Genomic DNA, 19,031 nt, shown 5'->3' with positions numbered 1-19,031 from the left:
TTGATACACAAAATTATTTACAGACCCTTATTAAATAAAGTACTTTTCCTAAAATTTTCATAATAAGTCCTTTCTTGTAAAAATAATACATTTTTGAACTCTCAAAATCCAATACGAGTCAAGCGCTAAATATTTTTCTGCTATATTTATCTACCGCTATTTTTCATCACTTTCTAGTTCAACTTCTAAAACCAAACCTGATAAGTCTTTTTTAAGTCCAGATTTTATTTCTTCCTTCCACTGACTTGAAACAGTTAGATCTTTTGAATAGGTTGAATAAGATTCAAATATGCTCAAAGGCTCATCCGCCTTAAGAACTCCTCCATCAGTCCAAGTGTAAGCATTTGTTCTTTTATCTATGAAAATCCTATCTCCAAAGTATGCTCCTGATATTAAAGAGATTTTTTTATCTGATATTGCATAAAGATTTAGCTTATTAGAAGTGATATCGACCCCTAGCTTTTCACCCTCATCTATCTTTGGAAGTTCAATATCAAAAATATCATCTTCATTTCCCTTATCATAATTTATTAGCTTTAGACGAAGCTTTGCATCCTTATCTCCCTTAAATGAATAAACATTGGCTCCAAAATCAACCACATCGCCGCCATCAAAACCATCCCTTAGGTCAAGTTCAAAATCTTCCTTTACGATCTCTACCTGGTCTTTTTTGGTATTCGCAATTTTGCAGGAAGCTAATATTAGCATTAAGAAAATACATAAAATTAGGCTTTTCTTTTTCATAACGCACTCCTTTACTTTGTTAATTTTATAATATCACAAAATATTAAACTTTGCAATCGAATAGGGGCTAAGATCTAGCCCCTTTCACACCACCCGTACGTGCCGTTCGGCATACGGCGGTTCAATATTCTCTTGTGTTATATTATTTATTTCTGATGAAACTATTTAACTTTATTCTTTTTTTATCCGAACCTTGAAGAATAAATACGTCATTCCTTGTATTCCATCAAGTCATAGTTTATCCTTTTCAAATATTACAATGAATATTGTTCCTCCCTTCGCTCCATTTCCATTACAGAAACTTCCTCACTACTATGGATTCTGCTGACTTCTCACTATTCGTTATTACTACTAGCTCGATATTGAGACCTCACGGGATAAGCCCTAATACTTTCATCGTTTACTTGCAGAATTTACGCTTTGGGTTTACGGTTACCCTTTTGGGTCTTTGCTATCTCTTGCTAGCTTTCCCACCTGTTACGCCTCATATTCTGTTCCTGTTCGTCAAGCCACGATTTCGCTACCCGTTCTTCTCTCCTAGATGTCGCCATCTAAAACTTGCAAGTCGCTATTAGATTCGTCGGTAACTACGCTCTGTAGGGAATTTCACCCCAGCATTAGAACATGCCCGTCATACAAGAAAAAAACGGCCGAGGCCGCTTAAATTATGACATTAGATTCTAAAATGCTATTTCTCACTATCTTCAAGACTAATTTCTAAAATCATTCCTGAATATTTTTTATTTACACTTTTTTATTTTCGCATTATTTTATTAAATATTGTCAATATAGATATTTGTATCTGAAACTATAAGTCATACTCATCAATTATCTTTCCAGCCTTCATTAGTATTTTAACATCTGCAAGTTGATCTATAAAAGCCTCCTCATGGCTTGCTAAAAGAATTATTTTATTACTCTTTTTATTTTCCATTATTATTTCCTTCAAGGCTATTATTCCCTGCTCATCTATAGCATTTGTAGGTTCATCGAATATTAGTATCTGAGGTTTTTCCAGTATAACATTTGCAATTGCAAGTCTCTGCTTCATACCTAATGAGAATTTTTCAAAATTTTTGTCTTTTTGATCGTATAAACTTACCTTTTTCAAAACATTATTAATATCTCCTTCATCAGCCACTTTATTTATCGAGGCAATTAATTTTAAATTATCAATAGCAGATAAATCACCTATAAAAGATGGATTTTCTAGCAAAAGACCTACCTTATCTAGCAAATTATTTGAGTTTACGACCTTACCATAAGCTTCTATTATTCCTTCATCTACACCTATCAGGCCACAAATTGCTCTAAAAAGCATGGTTTTACCAGAACCATTATGTCCAACAAATCCATATATTTTTCCATCTAATATAGTTAGATTTATCTTATCAAGAACTATTTGACCATCAATTTTCTTTGTTACATTTTTGATTTTGATCATTTTTCAACTCCATAAAAATCATATCTAGCGAAAAATATATAAGCCACTATTATGAATATTATTGTATATAAAAATAACAATAAAAAATTTTCTTTAAAAGTAAAAATCCCACCAAATTCATTTTGCTTATATACTAGGCTTTGTTGACCTATAAATAAGTGTATGTTTGTAAGGATTGATAAGATTAAATTAACTAAAATACATAAAATAGCTATATATGTATTTGAATATAAAATTATAATTATCCCCATCCACGTTAATAATATATTTTCAATAAGCATAGTAAAACCTATGATTAAGAAATATTTAGTACTATGATCAAATTCATAAAAGATTAATTGGGCAATAAATATAGAAAAAAGAAAAATACCTATAAAGATTATTATATTAATACTACTTGCTATACATTTTGAAAAAAAATATTTTCGCTTAGTTTTTGCTTTAATCATAACTTGCTCTCCGTTTACAAAGTGATCTTTATTAAATATTATTATTAAGATAAAAGGGCTTAGAATATGCATGAAAATCCAAAAAATCGGAATAAAAAAATCTTCAAAATCACTTATGATACCAGCATCTATTAAGACAAAGTTAAAAATATAATTTATAATGCTTTGATTTTTATAACTTAATGATAATACAATTATTATCAAAGATATTATAAAAATGATAAAATTACAATACTTAAATTTATTAAGTTGATATTTAAAATCTCTCATTAGTAGGTTCACTCTAATATCTCCTTTTTGCTAACTTATACAAGTAGTAGATAGGAATTAATAATATTGTGAGTAAATATATTAAGCTTATCAGAGGGTTAGAAAAAGACATCTCGACTAATAAAGATCTTAAACTTACTAATACAATATCTTTGTTTAATACTATGGATACAAAATAAAATATTAAAGATGCCAACAAGTCAATTACTAACACTAACAAAAATCCTATGTACTTATTGTTAAACTTAGTATTTAAATACAATGAAAATGACGCAATTAATCCGCCACCTATAAAGACTATAAATAAGTGTATGAGATGAAATAGTAAGGGTGATTTTACAAACAAATCAGATAAGAATATAAAATTAGCAAGCCCAGCACTAATATAGTTCATTGCAAACATTGGTCTAACAAGCATCCATAATACTATATTTATAACTAATGGCATTATAACAAACAAGCCTCCAGCTAAAAAATTATAGATGTAAGTTTTCACAATATAGGTCTTTATCGGCATTCTTATTGCAATCTGATCTAGTATACCACAGTTCCTATCTTCTACTAAAGAATTACTTAACGGCAAACTCGCCATTATAAATGCTAAAAATGAATATATAAGGCCAGCCATGGTAAACGTTCCTGTCATCAATAAATTCATATTCCAGCATGACTGGAGTGGATTTACGTTCAAGTAGGTTACCTGGTTATTTGAAAAATAAAAATTTAAGAAATTTATAAAAATTATTACAAACAACATAAACATAATATTCTTTTTTCTAAAAATTTTAATTTTAAAAAAGTCACTCATGAAAAGACCCCACATCCAAAACCTTATAATACAGCACTCCCTCATCAAGGTAGCTTTTAAATTCGTTCTCATATAAACTATTGTCAATATATAGAAATTTATTAGTGTTTGAAATTTCTTTACTCAAATAATAATAAAAGATAAAATCTTTAGTAGCATTAGGATTAATTAAGAAGTCTTTGTCTTTATAAATTGGATTATATATGCTTTCTCCATTATTAAAATCCATATTTTGCATATAAGAGTTATCAAATTTGTCATAAAGAACCAACTTATAATATAAATCTGACAAGTCTAATATCTCTTTAGAGTTGTTTTTTATAATAAAATTTACCCCTACTACAGGATAACCATCTATACCTTTCTTGTATAAAAACGAGTCTTCAAGCTTAATAGAAAAATCCCCTAATTCAACCAATTTATCACGAGAATATGTGTCTATTATATCTTTACTAGGATATTTTCTATTTTTATTTATTATAAATAATGCACAGATAAATAATGCTACTATACATAGTATCTTTTGACTTTTTTTAAACATCTCAATTATCCCTTAACTCATCTAAGTTGCTTACCTCTTCCATATTATTTAGAGAATTTATGTATTTATCATATACTTCATCTACATTATTTGAATGATGTTCAAGTTTTGTAACCACTTCATTTCCTTTACTTAGATACTTAGATTCAATTAAATATAAATTATTCTTATCATAAATCTTGTAAGTACCATCACTAAAATTTATAAATATATGGTCATCTTTAGTAAATAAATCAAAACTACCTTTGTGATATAGATTTTGATAAAAATAATTTACATTATCTTCATTTTCTATATTATTTCCAGCAACTGCACCTATCATGCTACAATACTTATTATTCTCTGGGTTGATATAGGTTAGCCTATCCTTTTTCTTTAAGCTTATTATGCCAGAATTATCAATTGTAATATCGATATCATCAGTATGCCCATAAATATATTTAAAAAGTAGCTTACCATCACTAAGTCTATAAGTAGCATATTCGTAAAATCCATAGTCGATATTATTAGCTAATTTATCTAAAATTTCTTTTTCTCCTGATCCTCTATCCGCTAATACTTCTTCCCTAAATTGACTTAGGTCATCATTCTTGACACAAGATGTGAGAGATACTGAAATAAAAAATAACATTACTATATAAGTGATTTTTTTCATATTTTCCTCGAATCTAATTACTATAAAAATATATAAGGAAATAAATAGGAAAGGTTTTTTATATAAATTCTCTAATAAGAGTCTGGCGACCAAAAACCACTAGCATCAGCTGTACCAAAAGTATGATATTTTTGTCCTCTGATCCTTGCAGATGAAGGTGTTTTCCATTTTTCGTAGTCTTCTCTAATATTGCTACGTAGGTAATATATGCCTGGTTTTGTAACATAAGTAATAGGAGTGTACGTTGACTCGCTTGTATCCCCTCTTACTGCTGCTAATTTTAGTGCCTTACTTACATTTATCCTCTTTATTTCACAGTAGATTGGAGTTTTTTCTAATTTTGGGCGACTGGATGTATACTGAGTAAAATCAGCCCTACCTAACTGGAATGAAAAAGACCAATCTTCATGATTTTCATCTGTAGCATAAACATTTCCTAGTGCTGGAATTCCTATTAAAAGTAATGTGAGTGCTAAAACTTTATATTTTGATTTTTTCATATCTTTCCCTCCATCCTTTCCTATTTAATTTCCTTAATTACAAATATTATACTTTTTTTAAAATTTAACGCAAACATTTTCCTGTTTTACATAGTATATTTAGTCAACGTAACTCTTTATCTTTTATCTAGAATTAGCTCAAAGGCTAAAATTTTTAGTTCCTTATCTTCTTCAGTCATTTTTTTAAGGTCTTCTTTTGTTATATTTTTTATATCAATATCCTTATCATCCTTGGACATACCGACAAAGACAATATTTGATTCCTTATCTTTTATATCAGCTTGGTCTAGCCAATAAGTCTTGTTAAAATAGTCCTTGTCCATAGCGGAATCTGACTTATAACTTGTATTATAAGTAACTTTATCTCCTTCTATCCAAAGGTCGATATAGGAATTTTCATTAAAACCAATACCAAGCAAAGAATTTTCTTTAGCATCACTTAATGGTCCATCTACAAAGTTAGAAACTTCCCCGTCTTTTATAGCAAATAAGTTCATTTCTAGTTTTTCTGTATCAAGTCCTTTTAGGGAATATGTGTTATAGGCAAAGTCTAATTTCTTTTCTTCGCCAACATATTCTAGCGCATCCACATCAGTCTTAGTCTGGCTTATTTTTGCACCTTCTTCTAGATTAGCTTCCTTATTGCAGCCTGTAATAGCAAGGGCTAAGGCCCATATCAGTAAAAACTTTTTCATCTCATCCTCCTTTATCTTGTTACTTATATAATACCCAAAATTTTTTTAAAAAAAGGATTTCCTAAATAATTCAAAAAAAGCGGCAGGAGCCGCTTGTAAATTTTTATAAAATCATTAATAAGAAGATGATTAAAAGGACCATTAAAACCTTGGCACCTAAGGGCAAGATTTTAACTTCTTTTTCCCAATCTGTGCTCTTATACATTTTTTTCTCGTCTATATATGAGCTTGTAAAGGACAAAGATTTTATATAATAGGTTAAATTTTCCTTGATTTTGATGATTTTATCTTTCAACTTCAATCCTTTTTGTATTTTCTAGAATAAGTTTATAATATTATCATTTTCGTCAACGTCTATATCAAGAGCATTTGGATGTTTTGGAAGGCCTGGCATGGTTAGGACCTTATTTAAGTAGGCAACTATAAACCTTGATCCTGTCTTAATTTTGATGTCAGAAACTGTGATTTCAAAGCCCTCTGGTCTACCCTTAATTTTGCCATCATCTGTTAGGGATGCTGGAGTTTTGGCCATACAAACCGGGAAATTTCTATAACCAAGTTGGTCGATTTTATCAAGGACCGCCCTTGCTTCATCTGTGAAATTAACCTTAGCTGCCCCGTAGATTTCTTTGGCGATTGTATTGATTTTTTCTTCTGTAGATAGGTCATCTGGATAGAGAAGTTTTACTTCTTCGCTATTTTCTTCAACTAATTTTACAAGTTTATTAGCAAGGTCAATCGCACCTTCACCGCCCTTGGCCCATACTTGGGTTAGGGAAAATTCTACGCCAAAGTCTTTTGCCCATTCTTCCATAAATTTAATTTCAGCTTCCGTATCTGTGACAAATTCATTGAGGGCAACTATTACTGGTAAGTTGTACTTTCTCATGTTTTCTACGTGCTTTTCAAGGTTTTTAACCCCTTCTTTTAGGGCTTCTAGGTTTTCTTCCTTAAGATCAGCCTCTTCTACCCCGCCATGAAGTTTTAAAGCCTTAATTGTTGCAACTACAACAGCTGCCTTTGGACGTAGGCCTGAAACCCTACATTTGATGTCTAAAAATTTCTCAGCACCAAGATCTGCCCCAAAGCCTGCTTCTGTGATTACATAATCAGAATACTTTAGAGCTGTTTTTGTGGCTATAACTGAGTTACAACCATGGGCAATATTTGCAAAAGGACCGCCATGGATGATAGCTGGATTATTTTCTAAAGTCTGGACAAGATTTGGATTTATAGCATCTTTAAGAATGGCTGTAATTACCCCTTCTATCTTTAAATCTCTTACAAAAATCGGCTCATCATCTTCATTATAACCAATCATTATGTCAGCGATTCTATTTCTTAGGTCTTCTAAATCTTCTGCTAGGCATAAAATTGCCATAATTTCACTTGCAACTGTGATATCAAAAGAAGAATCTCTTTCGTCCTTGCCATTAGCATTGATTTTAATTCTTCTAAGGGCCCTTTCGTTCATATCCATGACATAGTTGAATAAAACTTCCTTAAATTTAAGCTCATTTCCTTGGAAGATGTGGTTATTAATTAGTGCCATTATTGCATTGTGGGCTGATGTGATAGCATGAAAGTCTCCATTAAAGTGAAGATTTATCTCCTCCATTGGGACAACTTGAGCAAAACCACCGCCTGTAGCCCCGCCCTTTCTACCAAGAACTGGGCCAAAAGATGGCTCTCTTAGGGCAACTGTTGATTTCTTTCCAATTTTGTTTAGACCATCTGAAAGACCAACTGTCACAGTTGACTTACCCTCACCGCTTGATGTAGGATTAATTGATGTGACTAAAACTAAATTTTTAGATAAGTTATCAAAATCTGGCTTTCTAATTTTTGCCTTGTACTCGCCATATTTGATTAAATTTTCTTCAGAAATATTTATTTTTCCTGCAACATCTTCGATTTTTTCTTTCTTTGCCGCAAGCGATATCTCGTAATCTGTCTTCATTTATACCTCCTCTAGGGACATATGACCTATGTCCTTTCTAAAAAATAGGTTGTCACACTCTATTTTTTCTATATCTGCATAGGATTTCTTGTAAGCCTGGTTTAAATTTCCCGCCTTAGAACATACTATTAGGACTCTGCCACCATTTGTTAGAATTTTTCCATCTTCGGCCCTTGTTCCCATATGAAATACATGGGAATCTACCTTTTCTAGGCCCTTAATCTCAAAGCCCTTTGCATAGCTTTCTGGATAGCCCTTTGATGCCATGACTACTCCAATATAGGCAGCATCATCAAATTCCACTTCAAAATCCTTGCCATCAATCACCTTCTCTGCTATATCATAAAGGCTTGATTTCATCGCCAAAAGCAGGATTTCTGTTTCTGGATCGCCAAATCTAACATTATATTCAATAGTCTTAATTCCATCTTTGGTTTTCATAAGACCTGCAAATAATATACCCTTAAATTCCCTTTTTTCCTTGATCATAGCCTTGGCAGTTGGTCTTAGGATTTTCTCCATTGCCTCGTCTATATCAGCCTGACCTATGTGCTTAATAGGCATATAGACGCCCATACCGCCAGTATTTGGCCCCTTATCGCCATCAAAGGCCCTCTTGTGATCTTGAACAATCTTCATTGGCACGACCTTCTCACCTGATACAAAGGCTAAGAGGGAAAATTCCTCACCCTCAAGGAATTCTTCTATTACAACTTCATTGCCAGCCTCGGCAAATTTTTGATTGACCATGATTTCTTTAAGGGCATCTTTTGCCATATCATAGTTTTGGGCTATTATTACACCCTTGCCAGCAGCTAGCCCATCTGCCTTGATTACAAGTGGGAAACGACAATTTTCAAGATAGGCTAGAGCCTTTTCATAGGATGTAAAAATTTCATAGGCTGCAGTTGGGATGCCATATTTTTTCATAAGATCTTTTGCAAAGGCCTTGGACCCTTCAAGAAGGGCTGCTCTTTTATTTGGACCAAAGACTCTGATATTTTCTTTTTCTAAGATATCGACAATTCCATCTACAAGATAGGCTTCTGGGCCTACAAAAACTAGGTCGATTTTTTCTCTTTTACAAAAGCTTGCTATTTGATCATTTTTTAAATCGACACACTTTCCAAATTCAGCTACGCCTGGGTTTTCACCAACCATAAAAATTTCATGGCCTTCCTTATATAATTTGTAAGAAATGGCAGCTTCCCTACCGCCATTTCCCAATACTAGAACTCTTGCCATATTAATGTTTAAAGTGACGCATGCCAGTAAATACCATGGCTATACCATTTTCATTACAAGCATCGATTGATTCCTGATCACGAATTGATCCGCCTGGTTGGATGATGGCTTTTATATCGTGTTTAGCAGCCTCATCAACACTGTCCCTGAATGGGAAGAAAGCATCTGAAGCAAGGACAGCTCCCTTAGCCTTGTCACCTGCTTGTTTGAAGGCGATTTCAGCTGCACCGACTCTGTTCATTTGACCAGCACCAACCCCTACTGTCTGACCGTCTTTGGCAAGTAGGATAGCATTTGATTTTACGTGTTTTACAATCTTGTAGGCAAATTCTAAGTCTTTTAGGTCCTCTTGGCTTACCTTTGTTTCTGTAACTGTTTCAAGCTTGTCATAAACAGAATCATCATAGTCTTGAACAAGAATTCCACCCCTTACAGATTTTATTAATTTAGGGTTCTTGTCAGTTTTCTTTGGAATCTTATAAATTCTTACGTTTTTCTTCTTTTCTAGAATCTCTAGAGCCTCATCTTCATAATCGTAGGCAAGGATTATTTCTAGGAAGATTTCGTGCATTTTTTCTGCAGTTTGCTTGTCGATTGTTCCATTAATTGCTACTATGCCGCCAAAGATTGAAACTGGATCTGCCTCAAAGGCACGCATCCAAGCTTCATATACAGTTTTACCTGTGGCAACTCCACATGGGTTCATGTGTTTTAGACCAACACAGACTGTTTCATCAAATTCTTGTAAAATATCAAGGGCTGCTGAGGCATCTTGGATATTGTTATAAGACATCTTTTTGCCATGTAATTGGACGCAATCCTTTAGGGAATAAGAAACTTCCTCATCTGATACATAAAAGGCAGCCTTTTGGTGTGGGTTTTCCCCATATCTTAGCTCATCTTCTAGAGTGTAAGTTAGGGTTAATTTTTCATTCTCGCCATTAATAGAATTAAAATAAGAAGCTATTAGGCCATCGTATTGGGCTGTTTTGTTAAAAACTTTTCCTGCTAGTCTTTGTCTTGTTTCAAGGCTTGTCTCGCCATTTTCTTCTAATTCTTTAATGATTTTTGGATAATCTTCTTTCTCAGTTACAACTGTCACAAATTTATAATTTTTGGCAGCAGACCTAAGCATAGAAGGACCACCGATATCTATATTTTCGATAATTTCCTCATGGGTCACACCATCTTTGGCTAGGGTTTCTGCAAAAGGATAGAGGTTGACACAAACTAGGTCAATGTATGAGATGTCATTAGCCTTAAGCTCTGATACATGGCCCTCATTATCTCTTTTTGAAAGAAGTCCTCCGTGAACTTTTGGGTGGAGGGTCTTAACCCTGCCTTCTAAAATTTCTGGAAAACCAGTGTAGTCTTCTATAGAAATGCAATCTACTCCTGCCTCTCTTAGGTGGTTTAAAGTTCCACCAGTAGAGATTATTTCAAAACCATTTGCTACAAGGCCCTTAGCAAAATCTGCCACTCCTGTCTTATCACTTACGCTTATTAAAGCTCTTTTCATTTTTCCCCCTTTAGGATTTCTGCTGCTGTCTTTATATAAAGCCTATGCTCTATATCATGCACCTGGCTTTCTATTTCATCTAGACTCTTACTATAGTCAACCTTAAACTTATCTTGGGCTAGGATTTCTCCACCGTCTATTTCTTCATTTACATAATGGATGGTAACTCCAATGTATTCTTCCTTTGCTTCATAGGCTCTCTTAATTGATTCTATTCCCTTGTATTTAGGAAGAAGTGAAGGGTGGATATTTATGACCTTACCCTTATAAGCTTCAAGAAAATCTTTAGAAAGAATCCTCATATAACCAGCTAGAAAGATGTAATCCAGCTCTTTTATTTTTTCTAAAATTTCTTTTTCATAGGCCGCTTTGTTTTCATATTCTTTTGGATTAAAAACGAAGCATTCTATATTTTTATCTTCTGCTCTTTTTATAACTCTAGCACCTGGATTATCACAAACCATAATTTTTATATCAGCAAGACTTTTTATTTCATCTGAACTTGCTAAGGCTTCAAAATTTGTACCAGTGCCTGAAGCAAAGATTCCTATTTTTTTCATAGAAGGACTATCCCTTCCTCATCTGTGACCACACCTAGGATAAAGGCATCATCAATTAGGTCAAGGACCTTGTCTTTATCAGCATCATCTACAATTACTGCAAGGCCTACACCCATGTTAAAAACTTGATACATCTCATCGTGGTCGATTTGACCCTTTTCTTCAATAAATTTGAAAATTTCTGGAATCTCATAGGAATCCCTATAAATTTTCATACCTAGGCCTTTTTTAAGGGCTCTTGGAAGATTTTCTATAAAACCTCCACCTGTGATATGGGAAATGCCAGAAACTTTCACATTTTCTAATAAGCTTCTTACTTCCTTGGCATAGATCCTTGTTGGTCTTAGGAGAGCCTCTCCAAGAGTTTCTCCATTAAATTCATCATCTAGGCTTATATTTTCATCACTTAAAACTTTTCTTATTAAAGAAAAACCATTAGAATGGAAACCTGATGAAGGAATGCCAATTACTGCCTGGCCAGCCTTGGTATTTTGAGCATTGATTAAATCTTCCTTTTCAGCTGCACCCACTGCAAAACCTGCTATATCATATTCACCTTCCTTATAAAAGCCTGGCATTTCTGCAGTTTCTCCACCTACAAGGGCCGCTCCCGCTTGTCTACAACCATCTGCCACACCCTTAACTATTGCTTCGATTTGAGCTGGGTCATTTTTGCCACAGGCAATGTAGTCTAAGAAGAAAAGTGGAATTGCACCTTGGGCAAGGATGTCATTTACACACATAGCTACTGCATCTATACCGATTGTATCGTGTTTATCCATATCAAAGGCAAGTTTTAGCTTAGTTCCTACACCATCTGTACCACTGACAAGGACTGGATTTTTGAAACCGTAAGCACCTAGGTCAAAGGCGCCACCAAAACTACCAATCATATCCATCATGCCCTTGTTTTTGGTTGATTCTACGTGTTTTTTTATTCTTTCAACTGATTCATAGCCGGCATTTAGGCTAACCCCTGCCGCCTTATATTTCTCGCTCATTTGCTCCCCTTTTTAAGTATTCTTTTTGTATGTCTGTAAGTTCAGCTTCAAATTCTTCCTTATAATTTCCAAGACCCTCTACATAAGCACCTGTAAAAATATCAAGGGAGATTCCCTTATTAGGAGTATCAAAGTCAAAACCAACAGCTTCCTTTAATCCTTCTACAGATATAAATTCCAAACTATCTGCCCCTATCAAATCCCTTACTTGCTCTTTTGTAAGGTTGGCTGCGATTAGTTCCTCGGAGGTTTTCATATCAATTCCTGAATAAGAAGGAAAGACAATTTCTGGTGAACCTATCCTTAAGTGAACCTCACTTGCCCCAGCTTTTTTGAGCATGGAAATGATTCTCTTTGAGGTAGTGCCCCTTACTATTGAATCATCTAGAAGGATTACCCTCTTATTTCTAACAACGTCAGAAAGGGCTGATAATTTCATCTTCACAGCTATGTCCCTGAGATTTTGACTAGGTTCGATGAAGGTCCTTCCTATGTACTGGTTCTTAATAAGTCCCATCTCATAAGGTAGGCCGATTTCTTCTGCATAACCTGTCGCAAGGGATAGGGAAGAATTTGGTACACCGACTACTATGTCAGCATCAACAGGAAATTCTCTTGCCAAAACCCTGCCAGTATTTTTCCTAACTATGTGGACGTTTTTGCCAAGTATAGTTGAGTCTGGTCTTGCAAAATAAATAAATTCCATAGATTCGATGGCAATATTTGAAGCCTCACAAAAGCTTCCAATCTCATATCCATTATCATCTATTTTTATAAACTCTCCTGCAGAAATATCCTTTAGAAATTCTGCCCCAATTACATTTAGAGCACAAGACTCAGAGGCGATTGTATAAGAATCATTGAGTCTACCAAGAACTAAGGGCCTGGTTGCATGCCTATCTACCGCACCATAAAGGGCATCTTGGGTTAGAAGCATGACTGAAAATGATCCCCTAAGCTTATTTAAAGCTTCCTTGAATCTTTCTTCAATACTATCTTTTCTAGATCGTCTAATTAAATGCATGATTATTTCAGCATGGCTTGCTGAGTGGAAAACTGCTCCCTCATCTTCTAGCTTAGCCCTTAACATCCTCGCGTTATTTAGGTTACCATTCATGGCTATGCCTAGGTGGCCATCGTTAAATTTATACAAAAGTGGTTCTATATTTTGAACGTTTGTGGAATTACCGCTTGAGTACCAAAGAGCACCCAAGGCGGAAGTACCATCTATTTTTTCTAATTTTCCATTATCCTTAAATACAGCTGCCAAGAGGCCAACATTCCTGTAGCCCCTAAGCCTAGTTCTTTCTGTTGAGACAATTCCTGCTCCCTGTTGTCCCCTGTGTTGGAGGGCATGGAGGGCATAAAAGGCAACGCTAGGGGCCTTTTCTATATTCCAAATTCCAAACATCCTTACTCCTTAATAAATCTTATCTGGTGAAATATTTTACACCGTTTTTAAATATATCTTGTCTTTCTCTTATAGTTTGGGTCTTATAAAGAGTCTTATATGATCTCTCAGAATGGCCCATCTTTCCTAAAATCAAGCCATCCTCGCTGACCATACCCTCTATAGCGTAGGCTGATCCATTTGGATTGTACTTACCATTCATACTGGCATCTCCATCAGGGTCTACATATTGGAAGGCTGCAAGGTTCTTAAATTCTTCTATCCTATCGCCTACTAATCTTCCTTCGCCATGGCTTAGGACAAGTTCGTGGAGGTCATTAATATCAAAATCTTGGGTCCAAGGTGAATTTGTATTGGCACACCTTGTTATAGCTGTATCTGATATGTGCCTAAAGCCTGTATTTCTAAATAAACTTAAATCTTTTGAATCTAGGTCTCTAATTTCTCCATAAGGAATAAGTCCTGATTTTATAAGGGCTTGGAAGCCGTTGCATATGCCAAGTATTAGCCTCTTATCAGCTAGGTGGTCATGAATTGCCTTTTTAACCTTGTCATTTTTAAGGATATTTACTATAAATTTGGCTGAACCATCTGGCTCATCTCCTGCTGAAAATCCACCAGGAAAGGCTATTATGTGGGATTTTTTGATTTCTTTTACAAATTCATCTATAGAATCATTTATATCATTTTCCCTTGTATTTCTAAAGACAACTTGCTTAACACTCGCGCCAGCTTCTTCGAAGGCCTTTTGGGTATCATATTCTGAGTTTGTACCTGGAAATACAGGAATTACTACCCTAACATCATCTATCTTTTCCTTGTAGTATCTCTTCTCTCTTCCTTGTATCGAAATATTTTCTGTCTTTTCGCCATCCTTGTTGTAATAGGTTGGATAAATCTCTTCAAGAGTTGACATATAGGCTTTTTCCGCTTCATCAAATCCTATTTCTATGCCATTTATAGAAATTTCTTCGCTTACCACTCCTATTTCTTTAAAATCAAGATCTGAATTTGCTTCGACAACTATTGAACATGGATTAAAGTCAAGGGCCGCATCATAGTCGATTGTAAAGCCTAATTTATTACCAAGACCCATCTTAATTAAAGATGAAGAAACAGATCCAAAATCTTGAACATAGGCTGATACTACTTTTTTATCCTTGATATAAGCATTTAATATTTCAAAATCTGCCATGGCTTTTTCTAGATTTGGATAGGCCTTGGCATCTTTTTCTATTTCTATGATATATAGTTTATTGCCAATTTTTTTAAGGTCAGGAGTGATTACATCAGATATTTTAACCGGTGTACATGCAAATGAAATCAAGGTTTCAACTACATTTATATCATTAAAGGATCCTGACATGGAGTCCTTGCCGCCTATAGAAGGTCTTCCAATTTCTTTCTGGGCAATGATTGACCCAAGCATGGCCTGGCTTACCTTGCCCCATTTTTTAGGGTCATCTAGGAGCTTTTCAAAATATTCTTGGAAGGAGAAATAAAGAGATTCCCTATTTCCACCTACCGCATATACCTTGGCTACAGATTCTAGGACTGCATAGATGCTTGATAAAAATGGTGAATATTTTGATATCTTTGGTATAAAACCGTAGGCTAGGATAGTTGCTGTATCTGGTGTTGAATAAAGGGTAGGAATAGCTGCAACTGAAGCTTGGACAGGTGTTATCCTTTCCTTGCCAGCAAATGGCATCATTACAGATTGAGCACCAACAGAAGCATCAAACATAGAAGCCATGCCTTTTTGGTTGGTGACATTTAAATCTTTTAGCTCATCAAGGATTGCTTCTTTAGTCACTTCTCTTTTAACAAAAGGATTTTCCCTTACATTGTCAACCAGTTCTGCCTTGGCGTGTTTTCTGACTCCTGCTGTTGCCAAAAATTCTGCGCTAAAATCTACAATTTTTGCGTCTCCGTAATACATTTCTAGGCGGTTTTTGTCAGTTATATTTGCCACATGAACGTATTCAATGTTTTCTTTTTGACATTCTTTTATAAAGGCTTCATAGTCTTTTTTATCAAGACCCACTGCCATTCTCTCTTGAGATTCTGATATGGCAATTTCTGTTGGATTTAGACCCTGGTATTTGGTTTTGACCCTATCAAGGAAGATTTCAATACCATCTGAAAGCTCGCCAATGGCAACAGATACACCACCCGCACCAAAGTCGTTTGATTTTTTGATTAGTCTAGTGACTTCTGGCTTTCTAAAGAGTCTTTGAATCTTGCGTTCTTCTACTGGATTGCCCTTTTGAACTTGGCTAGAAGCAGTTGTTAAAGATGAATCATCGTGGATTACAGATGAGCCTGATGCTCCTTGGATGCCATCACGACCAGTTCTTCCACCAATCATTACGACAATATCACCAGGAACTAATTCTTCTCTCTTGTAGTCCCCATCTTTTACAGCTCCGACAACAGCTCCCACTTCCATAGTTTTAGCTACATAAGAAGGGTCGTAGATTTCTCTTACAAAGGTGGTTGCAAGACCTATTTGGTTGCCGTAAGAAGAGTTGCCTAGGGCCTTACCCTTAGAAATTTCTACCTGAGCAAGCTTATTTGCAAGAGTATCTTCCCTTTTTTCTAGGATATTTCCCGCACCTGACACTCTCATAGCCTGGTAAACATAGGACCTACCGGAAAGCGGATCTCTTATAGCCCCACCTATACAGGTAGATGCCCCACCAAATGGCTCGATTTCTGATGGGTGGTTGTGGGTTTCATTTTTAAATTGGATGAGCCATTTTTCTTTCTTGCCCTTATTTTCAATATCTGTAAAGAAGGAACAAGCGTTAATTTCCTCACTCACTTCTATATTTTTATCACCAAGGACCTTTGTATGATATTTGCCAATAATTGATGCCATATCCATAAGTCTAACAGGCTTTGTAATTCCAAGTTCTTCTCTTAAGGATAAGTAATAATCAAAGGCTGCTTGCATTTCATCTTGAAATAGTTTTGAATTAATTTTAACTTCATCAAGACTTGTCTCAAAGGTTGTGTGCCTGCAGTGGTCTGACCAAAATACGTCTAGGACATAGATTTCAGTTTCACTTGGGTCCCTGCCTTCTTTTTTGTAATGGTCTTGAATGAATTCTAAATCTTCTAGATCAAGGGCAAGGGATAGGTCTTTGATAAGTCCTTCTAGTTCATTCTTGCCATAGTCCCTAAAACCAGTCAAATCTCTTAATGGCTTCATTTGAGAATCTATTGAAAAATCCATCTTAGAAAGGTCTTTTTCTGAAGACTCGATTGGATTTATTAGATATTTTTTTATTTCCCCTAATTTTTCCTCAGAAACTTCCCCATCAATTACGACAAGCTTGCCTGCCCTTACCAATACATCCGCCTTATCGTCAATTAATTTTAAAGCCTGCATAGCAGAGTCAGATCTTTGGTCGTATTGGGCTGGGAGAGTTTCGTAGGCTATGTAAGTTTTGCCATTAAGGTCAATGTCTTCAAAAACCTGATCTATCATTACTTCTGAAAACACTCTTTCCTTTGCCTTTTCATACAAGTCTTCTGTTATATTGTAAAGGTCATAGATTACGTAAGTTTTAAGATTTTTTATAGCAAGTTTAAAATCTCTATTCAAAAGATTTTTAAGATTTTCACTTTCCCTATCATAGGCTGGTCTTTTTTGTACAAATATTCTCTTATTCAAAGTCATCCTCCAAATATACATTTCCTAAAAAGTTCATGTGACCGATTTTCCTATTGTGGCGAGCTTCCTTTTCGTATAAGTGAAGATAGCCTTGTTTTTTTGTGATTAAATTTATAAAATATTCTTCATTTTGGCCTAAGATGTTATAAAGAGTCGCCTCTCTATTTTCGATTTTTCCCACTTTTAGGCCGCAAATGCCTTCGATATGGGCCCTAAACTGGGATTTTGTAGCAGATTCCTGGGTAATGTGACCTGAATTATGGACCCTAGGGGCTATTTCATTAAAAATTACTTCCCCATTTGAAATAAAATACTCCACAGTAAGGACTCCATAATAGTCATTGTCATTTAGGATTCTTTTTGTATAGTCAATTGCCTTAGCCTCTTGGTCTTTGCTAATCCTTGGAGGAATATTTGACCTGTAGAGGATGTTGTTTCTATGTTCATTTTCGACGACAGCTACAATCTGAATTCCTTCGATATCTTTGACAGCCACTACAGAAATTTCCTTATCAAGGTCAATTAGCTCTTCAAGGATAGTATCTTTTTCTACTTCTTCATTTGAAGAAATAATTTTTTGTCCCTTGCCATCATAGCCAAACCTAGTGGTTTTCATCACATATTTGCCATCAATATTGTAATCATCCTTATTGGCATCAAAATATTTTACAGTAGGAATTCCCAAGGACTTGGCATATTCCTTTTCTGTAAGCCTATGCTGGCTTATTTCTAAGAGTCTTGATGATTGGACGAAATTATATTTATTTTCAAGCTTCTTATAAGAAGCTATGTCGATATTTTCAAACTCAAAAGTCACAACATCGCTCATCTGGCATAGTTTTTCAATATTTTCGTATACATTAAAAGCACTATGGATAAAATAATCTGCAAATTTTCTTGCGCAGGCGTCTTCACCTGGATCTAGAATTGCAACCTTGTAGCCCATTTCTTTTGCGCTCATAGCTAGCATTCTTCCAAGTTGGCCGCCACCGATTATACCGATAGTGCTTTTTGGTAATATAGTCTGAATCATAATTTCATATCTTCCTTTACTATATTTTCTAATTCAATTTTAAAATCCCTGTATTTTTTAGCTAATTTTTCATCATTTATAGCCAGAATTGCAAGGGCTGTAATAGCAGCGTTTTTTGCACCTGCCTCTCCTATAGCCATGGTTGCAACTGGCACACCATATGGCATTTGTACAATAGAAAGAAGCGAGTCAACGCCGTTTAGGGTAGATGATTTTATTGGGACACCAATCACAGGTAGAGTAGTTGACGCAGCAACCATACCTGGTAAATGTGCAGCACCACCAGCTGCAGCAATTATTAGGCTGTATCCATTTTTTCTAGCGTTTTTAGCAAAGTCAACCATCAACTCTGGCGTCCTATGCGCGCTAACAACCCTCTTGTCGTAATCAATGCCGAACTTATCAAGCACAGCACAACACTCTTTCATAGTCTTATAGTCAGATTTTGAACCCATAATAACAGCTACTTTTGACATTTTAACTCCTTAACTTTTCTTCTACAAAATTAGTATAT

18 protein-coding genes are annotated in these 19,031 nt (G+C 34.9%); all 18 read right to left on the bottom strand.

The window, feature by feature from the left end; translation table 11 throughout:
- Positions 1–156: 156 nt before the first annotated feature.
- The 18 genes from ACCQ42_RS09935 to purE all read right to left on the bottom strand — a co-directional run bounded on the left by ACCQ42_RS09935 (position 157) and on the right by purE (position 18,993).
- Complete coding sequence (locus ACCQ42_RS09935) at positions 157–744, bottom strand: hypothetical protein (protein WP_106460677.1); 588 nt, start codon at positions 742–744, stop codon at positions 157–159.
- An 808-nt stretch (positions 745–1,552) separates the two neighbouring features.
- Positions 1,553–2,188: an ABC transporter ATP-binding protein gene (locus tag ACCQ42_RS09930; RefSeq protein ID WP_106460678.1), complete on the bottom strand. Its 636-nt coding sequence runs from the start codon at positions 2,186–2,188 to the stop codon at positions 1,553–1,555.
- The gene (locus ACCQ42_RS09925; RefSeq protein WP_106460679.1) at positions 2,185–2,919 is read right to left on the bottom strand and encodes a hypothetical protein; all 735 of its coding nucleotides are present in this window, start codon (positions 2,917–2,919) and stop codon (positions 2,185–2,187) included. The genes ACCQ42_RS09930 and ACCQ42_RS09925 overlap by 4 nt, the downstream gene beginning before the upstream one ends.
- Before the next feature lies 1 nt (position 2,920).
- The gene (locus ACCQ42_RS09920; protein WP_158698383.1) at positions 2,921–3,553 is read right to left on the bottom strand and encodes a hypothetical protein; all 633 of its coding nucleotides are present in this window, start codon (positions 3,551–3,553) and stop codon (positions 2,921–2,923) included.
- Positions 3,554–3,707: 154 nt separating this feature from the next.
- Positions 3,708–4,256: a DUF5067 domain-containing protein gene (locus ACCQ42_RS09915; RefSeq protein ID WP_106460681.1), complete on the bottom strand. Its 549-nt coding sequence runs from the start codon at positions 4,254–4,256 to the stop codon at positions 3,708–3,710.
- A 1-nt stretch (position 4,257) separates the two neighbouring features.
- Positions 4,258–4,911 (bottom strand): hypothetical protein, encoded by a 654-nt coding sequence (locus ACCQ42_RS09910; protein WP_106460682.1) that lies wholly within the window; start codon positions 4,909–4,911, stop codon positions 4,258–4,260.
- 71 nt (positions 4,912–4,982) lie between these two features.
- Positions 4,983–5,411, bottom strand: a complete 429-nt coding sequence (locus ACCQ42_RS09905) for a hypothetical protein (protein WP_296129484.1) — start codon at positions 5,409–5,411, stop codon at positions 4,983–4,985.
- Between the two features lie 116 nt (positions 5,412–5,527).
- Positions 5,528–6,106, bottom strand: a complete 579-nt coding sequence (locus ACCQ42_RS09900; RefSeq protein ID WP_106460683.1) for a hypothetical protein — start codon at positions 6,104–6,106, stop codon at positions 5,528–5,530.
- A gap of 103 nt (positions 6,107–6,209) precedes the next feature.
- A complete protein-coding gene (locus tag ACCQ42_RS09895; protein WP_265237995.1) occupies positions 6,210–6,401 on the bottom strand; it encodes a hypothetical protein in 192 nt (63 codons plus the stop codon).
- A 21-nt stretch (positions 6,402–6,422) separates the two neighbouring features.
- Complete coding sequence (locus ACCQ42_RS09890) at positions 6,423–8,066, bottom strand: formate--tetrahydrofolate ligase (RefSeq protein WP_410036039.1); 1,644 nt, start codon at positions 8,064–8,066, stop codon at positions 6,423–6,425.
- Complete coding sequence (gene purD / locus ACCQ42_RS09885; RefSeq protein ID WP_410036038.1) at positions 8,067–9,311, bottom strand: phosphoribosylamine--glycine ligase; 1,245 nt, start codon at positions 9,309–9,311, stop codon at positions 8,067–8,069.
- A gap of 1 nt (position 9,312) precedes the next feature.
- Positions 9,313–10,830, bottom strand: a complete 1,518-nt coding sequence (purH, locus tag ACCQ42_RS09880) for a bifunctional phosphoribosylaminoimidazolecarboxamide formyltransferase/IMP cyclohydrolase (RefSeq protein WP_410036037.1) — start codon at positions 10,828–10,830, stop codon at positions 9,313–9,315.
- On the bottom strand, positions 10,827–11,390 hold the full coding sequence (purN, locus tag ACCQ42_RS09875; protein ID WP_106460688.1) for a phosphoribosylglycinamide formyltransferase: 564 nt from the start codon (positions 11,388–11,390) through the stop codon (positions 10,827–10,829). The genes purH and purN overlap by 4 nt, the downstream gene beginning before the upstream one ends.
- On the bottom strand, positions 11,387–12,391 hold the full coding sequence (purM, locus tag ACCQ42_RS09870; RefSeq protein WP_106460689.1) for a phosphoribosylformylglycinamidine cyclo-ligase: 1,005 nt from the start codon (positions 12,389–12,391) through the stop codon (positions 11,387–11,389). Before purM ends, purN begins: the two co-directional genes overlap by 4 nt.
- Positions 12,375–13,802, bottom strand: a complete 1,428-nt coding sequence (purF, locus tag ACCQ42_RS09865) for an amidophosphoribosyltransferase (RefSeq protein ID WP_106460690.1) — start codon at positions 13,800–13,802, stop codon at positions 12,375–12,377. Before purF ends, purM begins: the two co-directional genes overlap by 17 nt.
- Before the next feature lie 19 nt (positions 13,803–13,821).
- Entirely contained in the window at positions 13,822–17,490 is a 3,669-nt protein-coding gene (locus ACCQ42_RS09860; protein ID WP_410036036.1) for a phosphoribosylformylglycinamidine synthase, read from the bottom strand.
- Positions 17,477–18,517, bottom strand: coding sequence for a 5-(carboxyamino)imidazole ribonucleotide synthase (locus ACCQ42_RS09855; protein WP_311531213.1), 1,041 nt, complete (start codon positions 18,515–18,517; stop codon positions 17,477–17,479). The genes ACCQ42_RS09860 and ACCQ42_RS09855 overlap by 14 nt, the downstream gene beginning before the upstream one ends.
- Entirely contained in the window at positions 18,514–18,993 is a 480-nt protein-coding gene (purE, locus tag ACCQ42_RS09850; RefSeq protein WP_410036035.1) for a 5-(carboxyamino)imidazole ribonucleotide mutase, read from the bottom strand. Before purE ends, ACCQ42_RS09855 begins: the two co-directional genes overlap by 4 nt.
- Positions 18,994–19,031 lie beyond the last annotated feature (38 nt).

The organism is Anaerococcus kampingae (genome assembly GCF_046365475.1).
Taxonomy (GTDB): Bacteria; Bacillota; Clostridia; order Tissierellales; family Peptoniphilaceae; genus Anaerococcus; species Anaerococcus kampingae.
This window is presented reverse-complemented; position numbering and strand designations above follow the sequence as displayed.